General features: G+C 56.6%; 16 protein-coding genes. 4 read left to right on the forward strand and 12 right to left on the reverse strand.

What is annotated here, in order from left to right; genetic code table 11:
• Positions 1-89: 89 nt before the first annotated feature.
• From PVA19_RS04950 to PVA19_RS04985, 8 genes are all read right to left on the reverse strand, one after another.
• A complete protein-coding gene (locus PVA19_RS04950; protein WP_112519607.1) occupies positions 90-1,361 on the reverse strand; it encodes an O-antigen ligase family protein in 1,272 nt (423 codons plus the stop codon).
• A 7-nt stretch (positions 1,362-1,368) separates the two neighbouring features.
• Positions 1,369-2,652 carry a polysaccharide biosynthesis/export family protein gene (locus PVA19_RS04955; protein ID WP_113260946.1) on the reverse strand — a complete coding sequence of 428 codons (1,284 nt, stop codon included), beginning with the start codon at positions 2,650-2,652 and terminating at the stop codon, positions 1,369-1,371.
• 119 nt (positions 2,653-2,771) lie between these two features.
• Positions 2,772-3,452 (reverse strand): sugar transferase, encoded by a 681-nt coding sequence (locus PVA19_RS04960; protein ID WP_062424139.1) that lies wholly within the window; start codon positions 3,450-3,452, stop codon positions 2,772-2,774.
• Positions 3,453-4,120: 668 nt separating this feature from the next.
• Positions 4,121-4,681, reverse strand: a complete 561-nt coding sequence (locus tag PVA19_RS04965; RefSeq protein WP_062424138.1) for a DJ-1/PfpI/YhbO family deglycase/protease — start codon at positions 4,679-4,681, stop codon at positions 4,121-4,123.
• Between the two features lie 42 nt (positions 4,682-4,723).
• The gene (locus tag PVA19_RS04970; RefSeq protein WP_062424591.1) at positions 4,724-4,945 is read right to left on the reverse strand and encodes a hypothetical protein; all 222 of its coding nucleotides are present in this window, start codon (positions 4,943-4,945) and stop codon (positions 4,724-4,726) included.
• 457 nt (positions 4,946-5,402) lie between these two features.
• On the reverse strand, positions 5,403-6,305 hold the full coding sequence (locus tag PVA19_RS04975; protein WP_274101413.1) for an amino acid ABC transporter substrate-binding protein: 903 nt from the start codon (positions 6,303-6,305) through the stop codon (positions 5,403-5,405).
• Positions 6,302-7,210: an amino acid ABC transporter substrate-binding protein gene (locus PVA19_RS04980; protein ID WP_112519834.1), complete on the reverse strand. Its 909-nt coding sequence runs from the start codon at positions 7,208-7,210 to the stop codon at positions 6,302-6,304. Before PVA19_RS04980 ends, PVA19_RS04975 begins: the two co-directional genes overlap by 4 nt.
• A gap of 43 nt (positions 7,211-7,253) precedes the next feature.
• Positions 7,254-9,464, reverse strand: a complete 2,211-nt coding sequence (locus tag PVA19_RS04985; RefSeq protein ID WP_274101415.1) for a putative bifunctional diguanylate cyclase/phosphodiesterase — start codon at positions 9,462-9,464, stop codon at positions 7,254-7,256.
• A 262-nt stretch (positions 9,465-9,726) separates the two neighbouring features.
• On the opposite strand from PVA19_RS04985, the gene PVA19_RS04990 reads away from it, so the two are divergent.
• Positions 9,727-10,659, forward strand: coding sequence for a methylenetetrahydrofolate reductase (locus PVA19_RS04990; protein ID WP_274101416.1), 933 nt, complete (start codon positions 9,727-9,729; stop codon positions 10,657-10,659).
• A gap of 33 nt (positions 10,660-10,692) precedes the next feature.
• Here PVA19_RS04990 and PVA19_RS04995 read toward each other — a convergent pair whose 3' ends face one another.
• From PVA19_RS04995 to PVA19_RS05010, 4 genes are read right to left on the reverse strand one after another with little or no spacing between them, the layout of a single operon-like run.
• The gene (locus PVA19_RS04995) at positions 10,693-11,607 is read right to left on the reverse strand and encodes an ROK family protein (protein ID WP_274101417.1); all 915 of its coding nucleotides are present in this window, start codon (positions 11,605-11,607) and stop codon (positions 10,693-10,695) included.
• Positions 11,604-12,785 (reverse strand): N-acetylglucosamine-6-phosphate deacetylase, encoded by a 1,182-nt coding sequence (gene nagA / locus PVA19_RS05000; protein ID WP_274101418.1) that lies wholly within the window; start codon positions 12,783-12,785, stop codon positions 11,604-11,606. Before nagA ends, PVA19_RS04995 begins: the two co-directional genes overlap by 4 nt.
• A complete protein-coding gene (locus tag PVA19_RS05005) occupies positions 12,782-13,804 on the reverse strand; it encodes an SIS domain-containing protein (RefSeq protein ID WP_274101419.1) in 1,023 nt (340 codons plus the stop codon). The genes nagA and PVA19_RS05005 overlap by 4 nt, the downstream gene beginning before the upstream one ends.
• 23 nt (positions 13,805-13,827) lie before the next feature.
• Positions 13,828-14,577, reverse strand: coding sequence for a GntR family transcriptional regulator (locus PVA19_RS05010; protein WP_062424132.1), 750 nt, complete (start codon positions 14,575-14,577; stop codon positions 13,828-13,830).
• Between the two features lie 470 nt (positions 14,578-15,047).
• Here PVA19_RS05010 and PVA19_RS05015 point away from each other — a divergent pair, with 470 nt between their 5' ends.
• From PVA19_RS05015 to PVA19_RS05025, 3 genes are read left to right on the forward strand one after another with little or no spacing between them, the layout of a single operon-like run.
• Positions 15,048-16,226: a Gfo/Idh/MocA family protein gene (locus PVA19_RS05015; protein ID WP_274101420.1), complete on the forward strand. Its 1,179-nt coding sequence runs from the start codon at positions 15,048-15,050 to the stop codon at positions 16,224-16,226.
• A 13-nt stretch (positions 16,227-16,239) separates the two neighbouring features.
• Entirely contained in the window at positions 16,240-17,124 is an 885-nt protein-coding gene (locus PVA19_RS05020; protein WP_112954070.1) for a carbohydrate ABC transporter permease, read from the forward strand.
• A complete protein-coding gene (locus PVA19_RS05025) occupies positions 17,121-17,981 on the forward strand; it encodes a carbohydrate ABC transporter permease (protein ID WP_062424129.1) in 861 nt (286 codons plus the stop codon). Before PVA19_RS05020 ends, PVA19_RS05025 begins: the two co-directional genes overlap by 4 nt.
• The last annotated feature ends 85 nt before the right edge of the window (positions 17,982-18,066 follow it).

The raw sequence follows: 18,066 nt of genomic DNA on the forward strand, positions 1-18,066 counted from the left end.
CTAAAAAACTAATGTTCACTTTTTGTTCTAGATTCACAAAAGAGTCAACATGAGTCAGCCCGACTCCTGTGGAGAGATGGATGATTCCTTTATCTCCCGGCCAATGGCCGTACCGCGATACCTGCCAAAAAGGGCGATGTGACCACAGGGGTGCGCCGCGGCAGGCAGAGTTTGCCAGCCGCGTAGAACAGCAGGAACGAGCCGATCTGGTATGCGAAAATAATGTCGATCTCGACGAAGGAGCGCACGACAAACAGGGCGCAGAGCGAAAACAGGATGAGCGCCTGCGGATCCTGATTGCGCATAAGGATCGAGCGCAAGTGACCCAAAAGCGTGCCGTAGAGCAGGATGACAAGCAGAGTGAGACCGACGAAACCGTTCTCCACCACCACCTCGATATAGGTGTTGTGGAAATGAAAGCCGCTGCGACCGGAAATGAAGAAATCGTCCCAGAGCCGTTCGGCATCGGAGAAGCCCGGCACCCAGAAACCCTGATAACCAACACCGAAAATTGGCGCCCGCTTGGCCGCCTCGATGCCCTGCTGCCAGAGATAGGTGCGTCCTGTCAGCGTCGTGTCCTTGCCGAAAACGCCAAGGATCGCGTCGAAGAGGCCGAACTGTAGCGCGGCCACGACAAACAGACCGCCCAATCCAACGGCTGCAAAAAACAGCATCTTCCTATTGCCAGGGGATAAGGCCCAGAGCGGCAGCAGACCCGCCATCATGATGACGACGGCTGCAGTGGTGATGGCGGATGTTGCCGATTGCGATGCAAGCAGGCTGTAGGCCGAGATCAGACCGGCAACGCCCGCGATCGGCAACCACAAACCTCTTTGGCGCAGCACAAGCACAGAAGCTGCGGCAAAGAGCACCCCAAGCGAGGCATAGAAGCCCAACTGGTTCTTGGAAGAGAATGCACCGACGAAGCTGGTCGTGCCATCCAGCGCATCGAAAAGATAGGTTCCAAACAGCAGTGAATAGAGAAGAACGACGGTAATGCCGATCAGCGCTCCGCGCGTCAGCGTCTTGATCGATATGACGCGCATGGCAATCAGCGCGCAAACGATGTGCGTCATGTACTGAATGGAGGCGCGCAGGCTGACGGACATGGCGTCCGACCAGAAGCTCGACAGCACGGCCAGAATGCCGAAGGCGAAAATCCAGAAGTAGCGGGTATAATTACCGAGCACCCGGCGATAATCCACGACGACCAGAGGCAGCCAGACGGCGTAATAGGCAAGGATCGAGATCTGTCCGAACTTCGACGAATAGGCGAAGACAAAGAAGGACAGCGCCACTGCCGCCGTTCCGTAGAGCCCGTTTCTGTCAGGATCGATCAGTGCCGATTTCGCAATCCGCATGGCAGCCTCACTGCATCAGCACTTCCGAGGAAACCTTGATAACGTCGCCAGGCTCAAGCGCCGTGGTTTCGTCAACCTTGATTTCCTTCGATTTTCCCTTGTCCTCACGCACAACGACATAGGAAATCGAGGCCGACTTGCCGGACGGATCGAAGCGCAGAGCTTCCGCCGATTGCGCCAAGGCCTCCGACATGAGTTCGCGGCTGGTGGAAAGCTGGAGGTTCAGCTTCTGCAATTCGGCCTGCGTATCCTGCAATTCCTTGGAGCGCTGCGCGTCCCAGTCGTTTCGCAGGTTGATCTCATCCTGGATCGCCTTGTTGATATCCTGCTTGGCGCGCAAAGCATTCGTATCGATGTCGAGAAGCGTCGCCTCAACCTCGGCTGCGCGTTCTTCCGCCGAGATACGACGCTGAGCAAGCGCAAGACCTTGCTCGTTCAAGCGGTTGACCTTTTCCCGGTCTTCGTTTGCCAATTGCAACTGACGCTGCTGGCTCTCTGCCTTCTTGCGCAGAGATTCCACTTCCGCATCCAGCAGTTCACGCAAATCCTTCAACGCTTTCAATTGAAGCGTATAGCGCTCGGTGCGAGACTTCATCAGCGCGCTTTCGCTTTCCAGAAGCGCATCGATATTGACGACCTTTTCCATTTCAGGCGTCTTCTTAATCTCCTGGTCGCCGCTCACTTCGGCAAGCAACCTTGCCTGACGCGCCAGAAGACGGCCGCGCTGATCGTCATAGACGGCGGCGTCGCCACGGGCATTGATAAAGTCACGGGCGAAACGCTGCCCTGCATCGGAACGGCGCAAACCGCCCGCGAGGCTGACAGCCTTCAGAACCGTCATATTGGGCGCATAGGGATATTCGCCGGGCGTTTGCACATCACCCGTCAGGAAGACCGGACGGAACTGGGCAACTTCGACGGAGGCTGATGGAAGGTTGCGCAGAGCAAACTTGCTTTGAAGCTGCGCGCCGATCGCCTCTCCCACCTCGCCTGCGGTCTTTCCGGCAACATTCAACTGGCCGATGAAGGGAAGCGCCAGCGTGCCTGAGGGGCCGACGGAGTAATCGCCATTGATCACATCCCAGTTGCGGATGGTGCCGTCTGCCGGCTGCCATTCGGCAACGCGGATGCGAAGCTTGTCAGCGGTTCCGAGGCGGTATTGGCCATCCTGCGCAAGCGCGCTGAGCGGACTGGTCAGCAGCAGCGCCGCGGCAACAGCCAGAGCAGTACCTTTGCACCATGTTTGGGTGCGCCGTTTTCTAGGGAGGGCTTCGTCGGCAATGCCAACCATGTAAAACTCCATGTTGATGCCTTGAAAAGTGAATGTGCGACCGGCTCAGGTCCGGTCGCAGCCGCAAGGCATGGCACAGGTGGGAGGGTCTGCGTTCATGCCGAGTATCTAATCTGGCTTCAATAGCTGCCGCGGGACATGCAGACAGCTGGCACGGTTTTCATGATGATGGAAATGTCTCTCATCATCGACCAGTTCTGAACATATTGCGTGTCGTAATCCACGCGCTCCTTGTAGGAGACGTCGTTGCGACCGCTGATTTGCCAGAGACCGGTAAGACCAGGACGCGTGCTGAGATAGTAGCGCGCGGCACTTTCATAGTAGTTGAGTTCCTCGTCCACGACAGGACGAGGACCCACAACACTCATTTCACCACGAATGATGTTGATGAGCTGTGGCAGTTCATCAAGGCTCAGTTTGCGAAGAACGCTGCCGACAGCTGTGACACGCGGATCGTTCTTCAGTTTTCTCGTCTGGCGCCATTCTTCCGCAGCTTGCGGGTCAGACGTCAGATATTGTTTCAGCACCTCATCTCCGTTCACGACCATCGTGCGGAATTTCAGGCAATGAAACGTGCGGCCATTATGGCCGATACGGCGGTGGCCGTAAAAAGCGGGTCCCTTGTCAGAGAGTTTGACCAAGACCACGATCATGAGAAAGATCGGGCTGAGGACAAGAAGGGCGAGCAGTGCCGAGGAAACATCGAAACTGCGTTTCACGATGCCCCCGATAGGAAAGCTCACATCAGACTCTTCAGAACCACTAAGCGGCGAAACAGCCGATCGAGTCGCGGACTTCATAGAGAGAACTCCATTTATGTTTTGCGATAGGTCGGTACCCGTTGGGCGCGTCATGCAGTCATCATGAGACATGAAGTCTGTGGTCGGAATTTGGTGCTTTTGAATTTTTTGTGAGGCAACGTTACCCGGCTGCCTAAAACCGGCCGCCCCAAATTCCTCACATCATGTTGGCTGAGACTATTGATGAACGCCTATAAAAGGAACAAAGACAGGCAGGCGTCATGCAGTTGACGCATGGTGACCATCTCCATGTATTACGCAGCCATTTATATTAAAACTGTTCTTCTGGTTTACTGGTCTTGCGGGTAAGATGGAGCGCTTTTCTAAGGCTCGATTAAATAAGAGACATGTAATATTTCTTATATGCAGCGCAGCAAAATTATGGCGCCGCACATATAAAATAATTAAAAATAAACCGTTTTTGTTGGGAAAAATTAATTTCAACCGCTTTCTGAAACGTTTCCGAGACGAAAGAGTGGCTTAAATAAGGCAAAAATGTGGCAAAATATCCGCCTCACGGAGTGTTGCCTGCCCCGACTCGCGATTTGAAGGCACCTGCACTGGCGCCTCCTTCTTCATATTCGCCTCATATCGCCGCGCCCAAAAAAAAAGCTGGCGCACCCATGGTGCACCAGCCCTTCGTCGGTCTTGAAGCTATGAAAAATAGCTTATGCTGCCTTGCGTTCGTGACGGCCTTCCTCGACCTCTTCGACGATCTTTGCAACGAAAGCTTCCAAGTCGTCAGGGTTGCGGGAGGTGACGATGCCCTTATCGCAAACGACCTTTTCGTCCTTCCAAATGCCGCCGGCATTCTTCACGTCGGTTTTGATGGAGCCGTAAGACGTCACTTCACGGCCGCGAACCGCATCGGCTTCAACTAGAAGCCATGGTGCGTGGCAGATGGCAGCCACAACCTTACCGGACTTCACGAATTCCTTGACCACGCGCATCGCGTCGTCATTGGCGCGAAGGACGTCCGGATTGATCTGGCCGCCAGGAAGGACGAGAGCGTCGAAATCTTCGATCCGCACGTCCTTGGCGAGCAGGTCGACTTTCACGCTGTCGCCCCAGTCTTTCTCGTCCCAGCTCTTGATCTCGCCGTCCTTGATCGAGGCGATCTTGACGTCTGCGCCTTTGCGCTGCAGCTCTTCGTACGGCACGCGAAGCTCCGAGCGCTCATATCCGTCGGTTGCGAGAATGACGATCTTGGCAGAATTGATAGCAGTCATGACTGTTTCCTTCCTGGTCTATATTCTGTTGGGGTGGGCTCGTTAGGATTCTACGTCTGAGTTGACAGACGGTAGAAAGAATTCGACATCGGCGATCCGTGCCTTGTCGAGGGTTGCGATGCGCTCCTGCCAGAAGCGCTCGGCTTCTTCCGGCTCATGGTCGTATTGACGGACAAATGTCTTGTTGTCGTCGATCATGACCTGGCGGGTGCCGCCAAGGAGCATGTATTCTTCCGCAAGCTTTCGCGTTTCGGTCTTTTCCACGTCAAAACCTCCTTGGCAGCCAAATTGTCTTGGCAGATTGGGCGGAGACGGCCGGATGGATAAGAAGCTCGTCTGCCTTTTCGTTGGCCATCGAGAGAAAACGGAAAAATCCCGATGTTCTCCGGCACCATCACGTCCGTTTGACACGGCGCGTCTCCTGCCAATCGAACGTGCCCCTCAGGCATTGGTTCCTGAAAAATTAACGGCGCAAAGGCCGGAACAACTCGGGGAGAAGACAAAACGGGACGCGCGACGCCGGCGTTCAGGCTTTGACACGCAGGCGCGACGTCTAGCGAAATAGTCGCAGCATGGACCTAAGCGCGTCGCAATCTTTCAGATTTGCTCTTACGCTTTCGTTCTTGTTTTGCCGCATGCCTTGATCGCATCGCCGCGACACAGGTTTGCTCAGCATGCTTATAGATCGAAAGGATAGAAGGGATCTCACACCCGTCTGCGCTTATTCAACGATCTTCGGGTTGTGGAAAGCTTCCGCAAGGAAATTGCTCATCGGCAGACCAAGGTTGATGTTGAGCCCCGGCATCGATTCCTCGAACCAGCGCTTGTAAATCTCTTTGGCAGTCTCTGACTTGTAAATCTCGCTCAGTGCTTCGTTCACTGCCCCGACGAACGCCTTGTCGTTCACGCGCATCATAAAACCAAAGGGCTGGGCATCTGTCACCTGCTCCTCGGAAAGCACATAGTCGGAGGGGTTTTGCGTGCGGGCGATCATCGTTTTCAGCAAAACCTCATCCATGGCGAAGGCTGCAACACGACCTTCTGTGACCATGTCGAACGCAGCCTGAAGACTTTCAACAGGAACGGCTGAGATATTCAGTTTCCGCCTGCGGCTACTCTCATTGATTTCATTGACATTGACGGTGCCGAGAGCCACGCTCACCGAACGCCCCTTCAGATCATCCAATGTCTTGAAACCGCTTTTCCGCAGGGAAACGTACCGTGTCACGGTGAAAAAGTGCGGGTAGGCGAAGGCTGCGCTCTTGCGCCGCTCTGCCGTGTTGGTGCTTGCGTTGCACTCGATATCTATCGTTCCATCATTGAGAAGCTGCACGCGATTGCTGGGCGTGCGCGGCACGAACTCGACATCGATGGATTGCACCTTGAGCCGCTGCTTCAGTTTTTCCACCACAGCACGGCAAAGGTCGATCGAGTAGCCGAGAACCTGGCCGTCCGCATTGAGAAAGGAGAAGGGTGCTGTCGAACCATAGCCGATCCTGATCTTGCCCGTCTGGGCAATTCGATCGAGGGTGGGCGTGTCGAAAACCTTTTCCTCTGCCTTGGCTTCAATCGAGCCGAGCGCGCAGAATGCAAGCAGGAAGCAATGAAAGATGTACATTCTCATTGCAGGTACTCCTTTGGCTCCTTGAAGGCGGCCTGCAGCTCTGGGGATAGCGGAAGGTTGAAATTGCGCCCGTCCGGCGGCAAAGGCGACATGAACCACTTGTTGTAGATCGTCTCGATTTCGCCGTCCGTAAACATCTTGTAGAGAGCTTCATTCACCAACGTCTTGAACGCATCATCGCCCTTTGGCAGAAGAATACCATAGGGTTCAGGCGGCCCGAACGTTTCTTTCGAGATCATATAGTCTCCAGGTGCATTTGAAAAAGCCACGTGGGCAGCTAGAAGAACATCATCCATCACGAAGGCGGAAGCGCGATTGTTTTCGACCATGGCGAAGGCTTCAGAATTCACCTTGCTGATCAGTACAGAGATGTTCAGCTTTTGCTCCCTGTTCACGTTTTGCAATTGCGCGATGTTGATGGTCCCCGTTGTCGAAGCCACCGTTCGTCCGGCCAGATCCTTGATACTGTTCAACCCACTCGATTTTTTCGTCACGAAGCGGGTCGCTGTGATGAAGTGGGGATAGGAGAATGCCACCTGCTCTCGCCGCTCGGCATTGTTGGTCGTCGCGCTGCATTCCATGTCGATCTTGCCGGACTTGACCAACAGGAAACGGGTTGCGGGCGTCGCCACCACATAATCGGTCTTCAGGGTATCGAGCTTAAGCGCGTCTCGAACGTGATCCGCAATCCTTTGACATATATCGATGGAGTAACCGCGCACGACGCCATCCGGCGTCACATAGGAAAACGGCAGTTCGTCCTGGCGGTGCCCGAACGTGATCGTCTTGGTACGCGCAATCTTGTCGAGGGTCGGGCTCTTCAACTCCTCAGCCGCAGCAGAAAGCGTGAGAAACGGCGAGGAGACGAGCGCGGCGAACAAAGTGGGAATGACCGAGCGGCGCATCAGCCCACGGAGGGTAAGAGAAATATGCTGCATGTCTCTACTCCTAGCGGTGCACCATCTTTGCGGGTGCGGAACGATAATGGCTCTCGATATCGGCAAGTGGCATGGGGCGGCCAAGGTAATAGCCCTGCAACAGGTCGCATCCGGCAGCACGAAGCAGCGAAAGCTGTTCTGGCGTTTCCACGCCCTCCGCCGTCGTTTTCAATCCAAGTCCTGCGGCGATGTGGATCACACCTTGAATGATTGCCAGGCTCTGGGTGCTGGTCATCACGTCGGCAACGAAGCTGCGGTCGATCTTGATCTTGCTGATCGGTAGTTTGGTCAGATAAGCAAGGCTCGAATAGCCGGTTCCGAAATCATCAAGCGCGATCCTGACCCCAAGCGCCTGAATGTCTTGCAGACATGTGATGGCCTCCGATCCGGAGAGCAGAACCGTTTCCGTCAACTCGATCTCGAGCCGAGATGGCGGCAAGCCGCTGTCATTCAGCGCCCTTTGCACCTTCTCGACAAGATCGCCCTGCTGTAACTCGATCGCCGAGATGTTGACGGCCACCGTTGCCTCGTTCGGCAATCGCATGGCTTCCTGGCAGGCCCGCTTCAACACCCAGTCGCCGATCGCACAGATCTGGCCGGTCTTTTCGGCCAGCGGAATAAAGTCGTCGGGTGTCACCCAGCCGCGAACCGGGTGCTGCCAGCGCACCAGCGCTTCATAGCCGACAGGCTCGGGATTGGAGAAGCAGAAGATCGGCTGGTAGTGCAGCACGAATTCGTCCCGCTGAACCGCGAGGTCGAGGTCCTGCTGCAGTTCGTGGTCCTGTTCTTTCGACATTTCCATGCCATGTTCGAAGAACTGGAAATTCCCGCGACCGCCGGACTTGGCGCAGTACAGCGCCACATCGGCATGTTTGAGCAGTTCGGACATCTCGTGACCGTGAAGGGGCGCTATCGAAATACCGACGCTGGCCCCGACGGAGGCCTCTTTGCCCAGCAACATGAACGGGTGTGATGCTGACGTGATGATACCCTTCGCCAGGCGACTGGCCTCACGCACCGCATTTTTACGGACGATCTGCAGGATCGCGAACTCGTCACCGCCTAGTCGAGCCACCATGTCCTGCGGCCCGATCAGTTGCAGCAGGCGCTCTGCGAAGGATACGAGAAGAGCATCGCCGCTCGCGTGGCCCAACACATCATTGACCGCCTTGAAGCGATCGAGATCGAGAAGCATGACATTGAACCGTCGGCCATTTGCCAGTTCCCCAATCTCGCTCTCCAGCCGCTTGCTGAAGAAGGCTCGGTTTGGCAGTCCGGTCAGCGGATCGTGATGGGCAAGATGTTCCATCTGTTTCGCCACATCGCGGATCTGGCGCAGGTTCTCCCGCTCGACCACGGCTTCGCGCACCTTCTCGATCGCGACGGCAACGCGACCGATCTCGTCCTTGCGATGTTGAAACGGCGTCACCGAGGCCGTGTCGTCATGGGCGATTTTGGTGAGTGCTTCAATCAGCGCCGGCACCGGCATGAAGACCTTGCGCATCAGAAGTGCAACGACCCCGCCGGTCACGAGCAAAATGGTGATCAGAAGCGCAAGCGAATTCTGTAGAAGCTTCGTTTGTGTTTCGAGAAGCTTGGAAGCCTCGCCGATCGTCGTGACCACACTGCCCTGCAGCTTTCCATTCTGATCGACCACCGGAACGAAAGCAATGAAGTGCCGCACCGTACCAAGCTCGGCAAAGCCGACGTAGAATGCATCCATCGCCGTGCCTTCTGGCAATGTCAGCGAGATATTCTCCACCTCCCCCAGCGCGTCGGCGGAACTGGTAAAGGTCTGACCAGCGGGGTCCTTTTGAAAAATCCAGACATTGTTCTTGGTTTGCGCAGCGGCAAGCGCCAGAACGTCCCCGGGATTGAAGCCCGTATCCAAAATGGAGGCATCGTCACCCAGCGGTCGCTCGCTGGTGATCTTGACGATCTGGCCGCTGCTATCACTGTCGATGGAGATAAAGGTGTAGATGGTGCGGATCGCAGAACTCGTCACCTGCGCGTTCAGTTCTGCCTCGCGACGCCATTGGTCAAGCGAGTCCCGCTGGACCATCACCCAGCCGACAGCAGCGCCAACGAGATAGGCAAGCACGACACTGGACACGAGCGAAACGGTGATCTTCCAGAACAACGACTGATACCAGACAATTCTGGCCGGCCGTGCTGGCGCTTCTGCCTCAAAATGATCCGCACTTTCCGTGCTCAAGAGCATCTGGCTCTCACTTTGGCCTCTTATGAAAGAGAAATCAGGTCAAAATTATCTTCTAGCGTCTCGTTACGTCGCAGTTTGAAACACCACTGTTCAGCAAGAGAGTAAAAATATCCTCACATGGTTCGGCAGGATTCGATGCAATGGATAAAAAAGAGCAAATAAATCGATCCGGGTAACCGCACGGCTGTCCAGTTTTAGGTCTGGATTGAAGATCGCTGCGGCTCTAAATATCGCGCTTGGCATGCGGAAAGAAAATCGGCTTATGGCAATACTGAAGTTTACCGATCGGACGAAGAACAAGAGCGCGCTTGGCGCGAAAGATTTGAGTTTTCTCCTCAATCCGTATTCCATCGAGGTGACGCCGAAGACCGCCGCGAAGATCACTGACTTTTCCAGGCTCCTGCCGCCTGGAACACGAGTCTATATTGCCCACATCACCGGGACATCGATCCAGGACATGGTCGCGACGGCGAAAAGGCTACGCCAGGACGGGTTCGCCGTCATGCCGCATTTTCCCGCACGCAGCATTCCCGACATCGCCACTCTGAAGAGTTGGATAGAACTTTATCGCAATGAGGCTGATGTCACCGAGGCCCTGTTGCTGGGCGGCGGGGAGACGCGTCCGGTCGGCACGATCGAAAGCTCGATCCACTTGCTGGAGAGCGGTCTCTTCGACCGGCATGGTTTCCAGCGGCTGCATGTGGCGGGCCATCCGGAAGGGAGCCGTGACATCGATCCGGACGGCACGACCAGCAATGTCGATAGCGCTTTGAAGTGGAAAACGGACTTCTCTCGACTGACCGATGCCGAGATGGCGATCGTCACGCAGTTCGGTTTCGAGCCCGGGGTGATCACAACTTGGGCGGAGCGAATTGCAGAGGCGGGCGTCAGTCTTCCAATCCATGTGGGGATCGCGGGCCCGGCCAAACTCCAGACCCTGATCAAGTCCGCCATCTCCTGCGGCGTCGGCCCCTCATTGAAGGTGCTGCAAAAGCGGGCTTTGGACGTGACGCGATTGCTCATGCCCTATGAGCCGACCGAGATGGTGGACGCGCTGACGGCTTATGTCGAGAACAATCCGGCGTCGCTGATATCGCAACTCCACCTCTTTCCTCTGGGCGGAATTGAGCCGGCAGCGCGCTGGGTTGGAGACAACACCATGACCCAGGCTCAGGCTGCCACTGGTACGTCGTAATATAGAGCAGAAGGCGTTGGCGCGACCGAGCCTCTACCGACTTGAAGCGAATGCCAGTCCCAGCACGGCCGCCCCGACGAGACCGGGCTCAATGGCACACTCAGCCTGTACCACGAGCGGTCTTTGGAATTTGCGGAGAATTCTCGCTCTCACCGCGTGATCGAGCGCCTCGATCAGCGGCAGCGAGTTGGATAGGCCTCCGCCGACCGGAACGATGGTCGCACCGGTCATGTTGATGACCAGCGACAGGGGTCCTGCGAGAATGTCGATATAGATATCGATCGTGCGCGCAGCTTTTTCATCGCCGTCCTGCCAGGCAGCAAGGATCTCTTCCGCCTTCATCTCGGTGCCGGTCAGGTGACGGTGAAGCTTCTCCATGCCGCGAGCGCTGCCAATGGCATCGACACACCCATCGAGGCCGCAGCCGCAGGCAAAGCGCGGCAATTCCACAGGGGGACTGCCGGCACGCGTGGCAGCAACGGGGCCATGGCCCCACTCCCCGGCAAAACCGCCGGCGCTGTTGATCAACTTGCCATCCACAACAAGGCCGCCACCGACACCCGTGCCGAGAATGGCCCCGAAGACGACGCGATGTCCACGCCCTGCGCCTGCGCCATATTCCGCAAGCGCGCAGCAATCCGCATCATTGGCAATCAGCACGGGAATCCCAAGCGCTGCCTCAAGGTCTGCTTTCAACAGACGTCCATGGGCGCAGGGAATATTGGCAATGTTGGCACGGTCGGTATCGGGGTCGATGACGCCTGCAATCGACAGAGCGACGCAGTCCGGCCTCTCTCCGATTTCTTCGATCACGGATCTCAACACATCGACAAAGGCATCGAAATCATGGATCGGCGTTTGCCGGCGTGCAACCGGGCGGATGTCGTCGACAGCCCAGGCGCCAGCGCCCTTGATGGCGGTGCCGCCAATATCGAAACAGACGATCAAGCCGCAGCCCCTTTTGAAAAATCTTCGCCGAAGACGCAAGCGCCGCCGATGAAGGTCGCCATCAAAGATAGATCCGGCTTCAGTACCAGCATGTCGGCGTCCATCCCGGCGGCGAGACTGCCCTTGGTGGCGCAGCCAATCGCCTCAGCCGGATAGAGCGAGGCCATATTCAACGCTTCCGTCAAAGGCAATCCGATATGCTCATGGGCAAAGCGCACGCAAGAGAGCATATCGATATCGGCGCCCGCAAGCGTACCATCAGCAAGCGTCAATCGTCCGCCACGACGGAACACTTCACGATCATTCAGGAGGAAACCCTGCTGATCAGTGCCGATGGTCGACATGGCGTCGGTGACCAGGAATATCCGCCCCGGTCCCTGCTTGGCAGCGAGCGCCACCTGAATAACGATCGGATCAACATGGAAGCCATCCGCAATAAGGCCACAGGACAAGCGGCCATTGGCCAGTGCCACACCAACCAGACCCGGCTCGCGATTTTCCATCTGGCTCATCGCATTGAAGAGATGCGTGACCATGGAGGCGCCGGCCGACACGTAAGGCAAAATGTCTTGCGCCTTGGCATTGGTGTGACCAAGGCTGACGACATATCCGGCTTCAACCAATTTGGTGACATCGGCGGTCGAGACACTTTCGGGCGCTAGCGTGATAAGAGCCTCGCCGAAGTGACCGGCTTTTTCCACGAGGAATTGCAGATCGTCGCTCTCAAGTGGGCGGATCAACGAGGGATCGTGGGTTCCCTTGCGGGCGACCGAGAGATGCGGACCCTCCAGATGGAGACCGAGATAGCCTGGTACCTTTTCCGCAAAGGCAGCAATACCCGCTGCAACGGCCTTGCTCCGGATATCGACCGTATCGGTAATCAGGGTGGGCAGAAGGGCGGTCGTGCCGTAGGAAGCGTGTGCCGAGCAGATCGTGCGAATGCCGTCGAGATCAGGCTGGTTGTTCAGCAATACGCCGCCGCCGCCATTCACCTGAAGATCGATGAACCCTGGAACGATGAGGCCACCGGCCACATCACGACGCTTGATGGAAGACGATAGATCTGCCACCGGCGTAATGGCCTTGATCCGGCCGTTTTCGACAACAAGCGCGTGGCCATCCAGAAAGACAGCCCCGTCGAAAATCCGGCCGCCACACAGCGCGAATGAGCCAATCATCGTGTTTCCGTCACCTTCTTGAGAGCTGCGGGCTTGTCGGGATCAAAGCCTCGCGCGCGCGACAGCATTTCGACCATGCCATAATAAGGAACGATCAGGGCCAAGGCATCGGTCAGTGGGTGACCCGTCTCTACGAAGGGAAGAATGGTGGCACCCCTGCCCTTGTCGGACGTCAGATAGACATTGGCATTCTTGCCGACGAGACCCGATGCCGTTTCGGCAATCGAGACTTCCGCCTTGTCACGCGCAGCAAAGGCGATCACCGGGAAGCTTTCGGCAACCAGCGAAACCGGACCATGCAGCACCTCAGCGGATGAATAGGCTTCGGCGTGCAACTCGCAGGTTTCCTTGCACTTCAGCGCCGCCTCCGTCGCAATGGCAAGTGCCGGGCCGCGGCCGAGCATGTAAAGAGATTCAGCCTTGACCAGCGGCTCCACCAACACACTCCAGTCGAGCGCAAGCGCCTTATCGAGCTGGTCTGGGAGCGCTGCCACAGCCTTCTTCAAGGAGTCCGAGCCGCTCCATTCGGAAAGAACCGCCAGTCCTGCGACGATCGAATTGACGTAGGACTTGGTGGCTGCCACAGCGATTTCCGGTCCAGCCTGGATATTAAGGGCAATCGAGGCGGTGTCGGCGAGAGGAGACGGTGTCGTATTGACCAGAGATAAGGTCAAGGCGCCGCCCGCCTTCGCCCCTTCCAACATCGAGACGATATCCGGGCTCGCACCCGACTGGGAGACCGCGAAGGCCGCAGCCCGCTCCAAGCGCAGTGGCGCCTTGTAGATCGAGGCCAATGACGGGCCGAGAGACGCGACCGGAAGGCCGAGTTCAAGCTCTATCGCATATTTCAGGAAATAGGCAGCATGGTCGGAAGAGCCGCGAGCAACGGTGACCACAACGGCCGGATCATGGGCCGCAAGAGCGCGTCCTGCCCGCGAAATATCGTCTTTCCCAGCATCCAGAAGCCGGGCCACGGCCTGGGGGATTTCGTCGATTTCGCGTCGCATCATTGTCGTCATGAGTATGGCCTCTAAGGTTTTGATCAGGCGCCGATCGTGAGTTCTGCGACGAGATCGTAGGCGTCGCTGCGATAAAGCGCAGTGGAGACTTCCATCACGCGCCCGGTATTGAGATAGGCGATACGCTGCACGGAAAGCGCTGCGGAACCGGGTGGAACCTCCAGCAACTCGCTTTCGTCATCGCGCAGCAGCACCGCGGAGATTCTCTGATTGGCGCGCACCGGGCGAATGTCGCGGGCCGCAAGCGCGAGATAAAGCGAGTCTTCGACCGTCTCAGGTTCGGGCAGAATGTCGTCCGGAAGGCTGGTCCGCTCGAGCGCAATCGGCATATCGTCGGCGGTGCGCAAACGAAGGATACGTGAAACGCGAGCCCCGCCCGAAAGGCCGAGCATCATGGTTTCCTCAGCTGTGGGAAATTTGAGCCCGCGCTCGATCCAGCGCGATCCTGCCACCATTCCACGACGACGCATATCTTCGGTAAAGGACGTCAACCGTGTCAGAGGCTGCTGCATCTTCGGCACCGGCTTGGCGACGAAGGTTCCAGAACCGCGGCGCCGAACCAGAATGCCCTGCTCGACCAGTTCGTCGATCGCTTTTCGCACGGTCACCCGGCTGATCGCTGCAGCATCGGCGATATCCCGTTCGGCTGGCAGGGCATCGCCGTGCTTCAATCGCCCATTGGATACGGCATCCTCGATCAAGCGGCGCAACTTCTGGTAAAGCGGCCCGCCCCGTAATGCCTGCAATTCACCAAACGGCAAAACACCGTCCATTGCGCCTCTCCGATCTTTGCATGGGGAGATGGTCCGCCACCTACAGCAGAAATCGCCTCTCAAACACCATACCAAAACTGATACCAATACAACGCCACATTGGCAATATGCAGGACCAATCAATCGATAAATGCCAAAATACCAGTGATTTCAACGCCGAACATATATTCCACGGCTGCCTCGAAACAAATTTTTGTTCCACTATAGACAGAAGGTATTTTTTTGGTATTAGTTATTAACAACGACGACCGGCCTGCGGAAAACCGAAAGTGGCTGGCGAGGGGAAATACCCAAGACTCCAGTGTTTAGACGTTTATCCTCCACGCCCAAAAAGCGGGAGACAAAGAAGAACATTCAGCGCGTGAAAATTATTTTCATAGCCACACTCGATTGCGGTTTTTCCGGTTGACCATATCGGAAATTTGCAACAGGCTACGAAAATAAATTACGAAAAGGGGAGCTGCAAAGCCATGAAAGTCGCAATAATCGGACTCGGATTCCGCCTTGGCTATCTTGGCCAGGTCTTTACGGAAATCGATCCTGATTTTGAGATCGTCGCCCATGTCGACCCCGAACCAGCGGGCATGAAGCAGCTGGAGGCAGAGAATATTTCGGCTGGCCACGCTTACGAAACACCCGAGGAGATGATCGCGAAGGAAACCTTCGATCTGCTCATGATCGGCTCCCCCAATACTTTCCACTTAGAGCATATTCGCATCGGTCTGGAAGCGGGCCTGACGGTGTTCACCGAAAAGCCGATCGTCACAACCATCGAAGAAAGCTTCGAACTCGCGCGGCTTCTGAACCAGTACGGCCAGGACCGTCTGATGGTCGGTCTCGTCCTTCGTTACTCACCGCTTTACCGCGATCTGCGGCAGGCACAGGCTCAAGGGCTTCTCGGCGATATCGCCTCGATCGAAGCCTCCGAGCATATTGCACCCTATCATGGCGCCTTCTTCATGCGCGACTGGCGCCGTTACGACAAGCTAGCGGGCGGCTTCATGCTGGAAAAGTGCTGCCACGACCTCGACCTTTATAACGGCGTGATGGGTGTGCGCCCGCGCTATGTTTCGAGCTTCGGCGGACGCCGTAGTTTCGTGCCGAAAAACGCCCCACAGAATAGCGGCGTCAACGATCTTGATATTTATTTCCGCAAGCCAAGCGGCTGGATGGGTGCCGACAAGGTGTTCGACAGCGATGGCGACATCATCGATTTCCAGACCGCCATCGTCGAATATGAAAATGGTGCGTCGCTGGCCTTCCACACGAACCTCAACGTGCCGGACGAGTTCCGCCGCTTCTGCGTCGTCGGCGCGAAAGGCATGGCGGAAGGCGATTTCGTCCGTGGCTTCCTCGACGTTCACCGCGCCCATGACAGCGCCAAGCTGATCGGCAACACCTATCAGGCCCCATCGGTAAAATCGCACCATTACGGCGCGGACGAGCAGATGGCCACCGATGTCTTTGCCCATGTCACGACAGGCGCTGCCCTACCGGTTTCGGCGCTCGACGCAATCGAAGCCGGCATCCTGGCGATTGCCATGGACGAGGCGCGTGCTGCCCGCAAGGTGGTCGATCTGGCGCCAGTCTGGGCAAAGTACGACGCTTGCCTTCACGGCACCGAAGACGCGCAAAAGCGCTCCGCCTGATGAAAGGGTGATCATGGACACCAGACGAAGCGCCGTTTTCTTTGCCTGGCTGCTTTTAGCGCCAGCCCTCCTCTATGTTCTCGCAATTGTCGCCTACCCGCTTGTCGATACGTTTATTCTGTCCTTTACCGACGCATCGCTGAAGAAGACCACCAACTGGGTTGGCTGGGCCAACTACGACAAGATTTTCAACGCTACTTTTGCGGAAGTCATTATCCGTACCTTCATCTGGACGTTCTTCTCGGTCGCCATCAAGATGATTATCGGCACCTTTGGCGCGACCATGCTGAATGCCGCAGTACCAGGCCGTGCAATCTTCCGCATTCTGACAATGCCGCCTTGGATCGTCCCCATGGCAATTGGCATCTTCATGTGGGGCTGGATGTATAATGGCCAGTTCGGCATGATTTCCGGCATGCTCCAGCGCACCGGTCTGGTCGATGGACCGGTTGCCTTTCTGGCGCAGGGCTCCACCGCGTTCTGGGCAACCGTGATCACCGATGTGTGGATCGGCGTGCCGATGGTGACGCTCTACCTTCTCGCCGCCATGCAGGCCGTTCCGCAGGATCTTTACGAAGCCGCCTGGGTTGATGGTGCCGGACGCTTCTATCGTTTCCGCCGCATCACGCTGCCGCTTCTCGTGCCTTCTATGATCACCATGTCGATGCTGTCGCTGATCTCGACCTTCAACTCCTTCGACATCATCTGGATCTTGACCCGCGGTGGCCCGAACGGCGAAACAACGACGATGATCATCGATACCTACAAGACCGCCATCGGCTCTTATAAGTATGGTGAGGGTGCTGCCCGCGCCGTGTTGATCTGCATTTTCCTGTCCATCTTCTGCCTTGCCTACTTCCGCATTGTCAGCAAGCTTTCTGCCGGAGACAAGCGATGACACCTCCTCCCGCACTGATCAACCGCTACAAGTGGTACGAAATCCTCGCGATCTATTGCGGCATCGCGCTGTTCCTGATCTTCGTGCTGTCGCCCTTTGTCGAAGGTTTTCTGGTGTCGCTGAAGCCGCTCAGCCAGCTCTTCTCGTCACCCTATCGCTTCTGGCCAGAAAATGGCTCTTTCGAAGCTTACCGGACGATGTGGGTGAGCGTACCGGGTTTTGCCCGGTACATTTTCAACTCGTTCTTTATCTCCGGCATCGTCACGGCCGTCGTGTTGGCACTTGTCATCCCCGCCGCCTATGCCTTTGCTCGCTTCGAGTTTCGCGGCAGCGGTCTGTTGCTCGGCGCCTTTCTCGCCGTCAACATGTTCTCCGGCGCGGTCCTGCTCATCCCGCTCTTCCGCTTGATGCGCTCGATCGGCGTTCTCAATACATATCTCGCCATGATCGTGCCGGGCGTGGCTTTCCTCATCCCGTCCGCTATCTGGTTGCTGCGAACCTATATGATGCGCATCCCGCGTGAGCTGGATGAAGCAGCCTATGTCGATGGTGCCAGCTACTTTTACACCCTACGCCGCGTGATCATCCCAATCGCAATGCCCGGCATCGTGGTGGTCGCGATCACGACGTTCATCGGTTCTTACGCGCAACAGTTCATCTACGCACTGACCTTCAACTCAAAAACGGAATACATGCCTCTGCCGGTCGGCCTGTTTGCCTATTTCGGCCGCCAGGAGGTCATCTGGAACGAACTCATGGCCGCAAGTTTCGTCGGCATTGCCCCGGCGATGATCGTGATCTTCTTCCTGCAACGCTATCTCGTCAGCGGACTGACCGCAGGCGCGGTGAAACAATAAGATAACCACCAGAGAATGGGAGACTGACCGTGAATACCAAATTCAAGTTTACCCTCTACGCGCTGAGCCTTGCTGCTTCGACAGC

Source organism: Agrobacterium sp. CNPSo 3708 (assembly GCF_028674915.1).
In the GTDB taxonomy this organism is placed as follows: domain Bacteria; phylum Pseudomonadota; class Alphaproteobacteria; order Rhizobiales; family Rhizobiaceae; genus Agrobacterium; species Agrobacterium cavarae.

Coding starts and splice junctions, on each gene's coding strand:
- PVA19_RS04990 (WP_274101416.1), top strand. CDS start 9,727: ATGGCAATACTGAAGTTTACCGATCGGACGAAGAACAAGAGCGCGCTT.
- PVA19_RS04955 (WP_113260946.1), bottom strand. CDS start 2,652: ATGGTTGGCATTGCCGACGAAGCCCTCCCTAGAAAACGGCGCACCCAA.
- PVA19_RS05005 (WP_274101419.1), bottom strand. CDS start 13,804: ATGACGACAATGATGCGACGCGAAATCGACGAAATCCCCCAGGCCGTG.
- PVA19_RS04975 (WP_274101413.1), bottom strand. CDS start 6,305: ATGAGAATGTACATCTTTCATTGCTTCCTGCTTGCATTCTGCGCGCTC.
- PVA19_RS04950 (WP_112519607.1), bottom strand. CDS start 1,361: ATGCGGATTGCGAAATCGGCACTGATCGATCCTGACAGAAACGGGCTC.
- PVA19_RS04980 (WP_112519834.1), bottom strand. CDS start 7,210: ATGCGCCGCTCGGTCATTCCCACTTTGTTCGCCGCGCTCGTCTCCTCG.
- PVA19_RS05025 (WP_062424129.1), top strand. CDS start 17,121: ATGACACCTCCTCCCGCACTGATCAACCGCTACAAGTGGTACGAAATC.
- nagA (WP_274101418.1), bottom strand. CDS start 12,785: ATGATTGGCTCATTCGCGCTGTGTGGCGGCCGGATTTTCGACGGGGCT.
- PVA19_RS05015 (WP_274101420.1), top strand. CDS start 15,048: ATGAAAGTCGCAATAATCGGACTCGGATTCCGCCTTGGCTATCTTGGC.
- PVA19_RS05020 (WP_112954070.1), top strand. CDS start 16,240: ATGGACACCAGACGAAGCGCCGTTTTCTTTGCCTGGCTGCTTTTAGCG.
- PVA19_RS04960 (WP_062424139.1), bottom strand. CDS start 3,452: ATGAAGTCCGCGACTCGATCGGCTGTTTCGCCGCTTAGTGGTTCTGAA.
- PVA19_RS05010 (WP_062424132.1), bottom strand. CDS start 14,577: ATGGACGGTGTTTTGCCGTTTGGTGAATTGCAGGCATTACGGGGCGGG.
- PVA19_RS04985 (WP_274101415.1), bottom strand. CDS start 9,464: ATGCTCTTGAGCACGGAAAGTGCGGATCATTTTGAGGCAGAAGCGCCA.
- PVA19_RS04965 (WP_062424138.1), bottom strand. CDS start 4,681: ATGACTGCTATCAATTCTGCCAAGATCGTCATTCTCGCAACCGACGGA.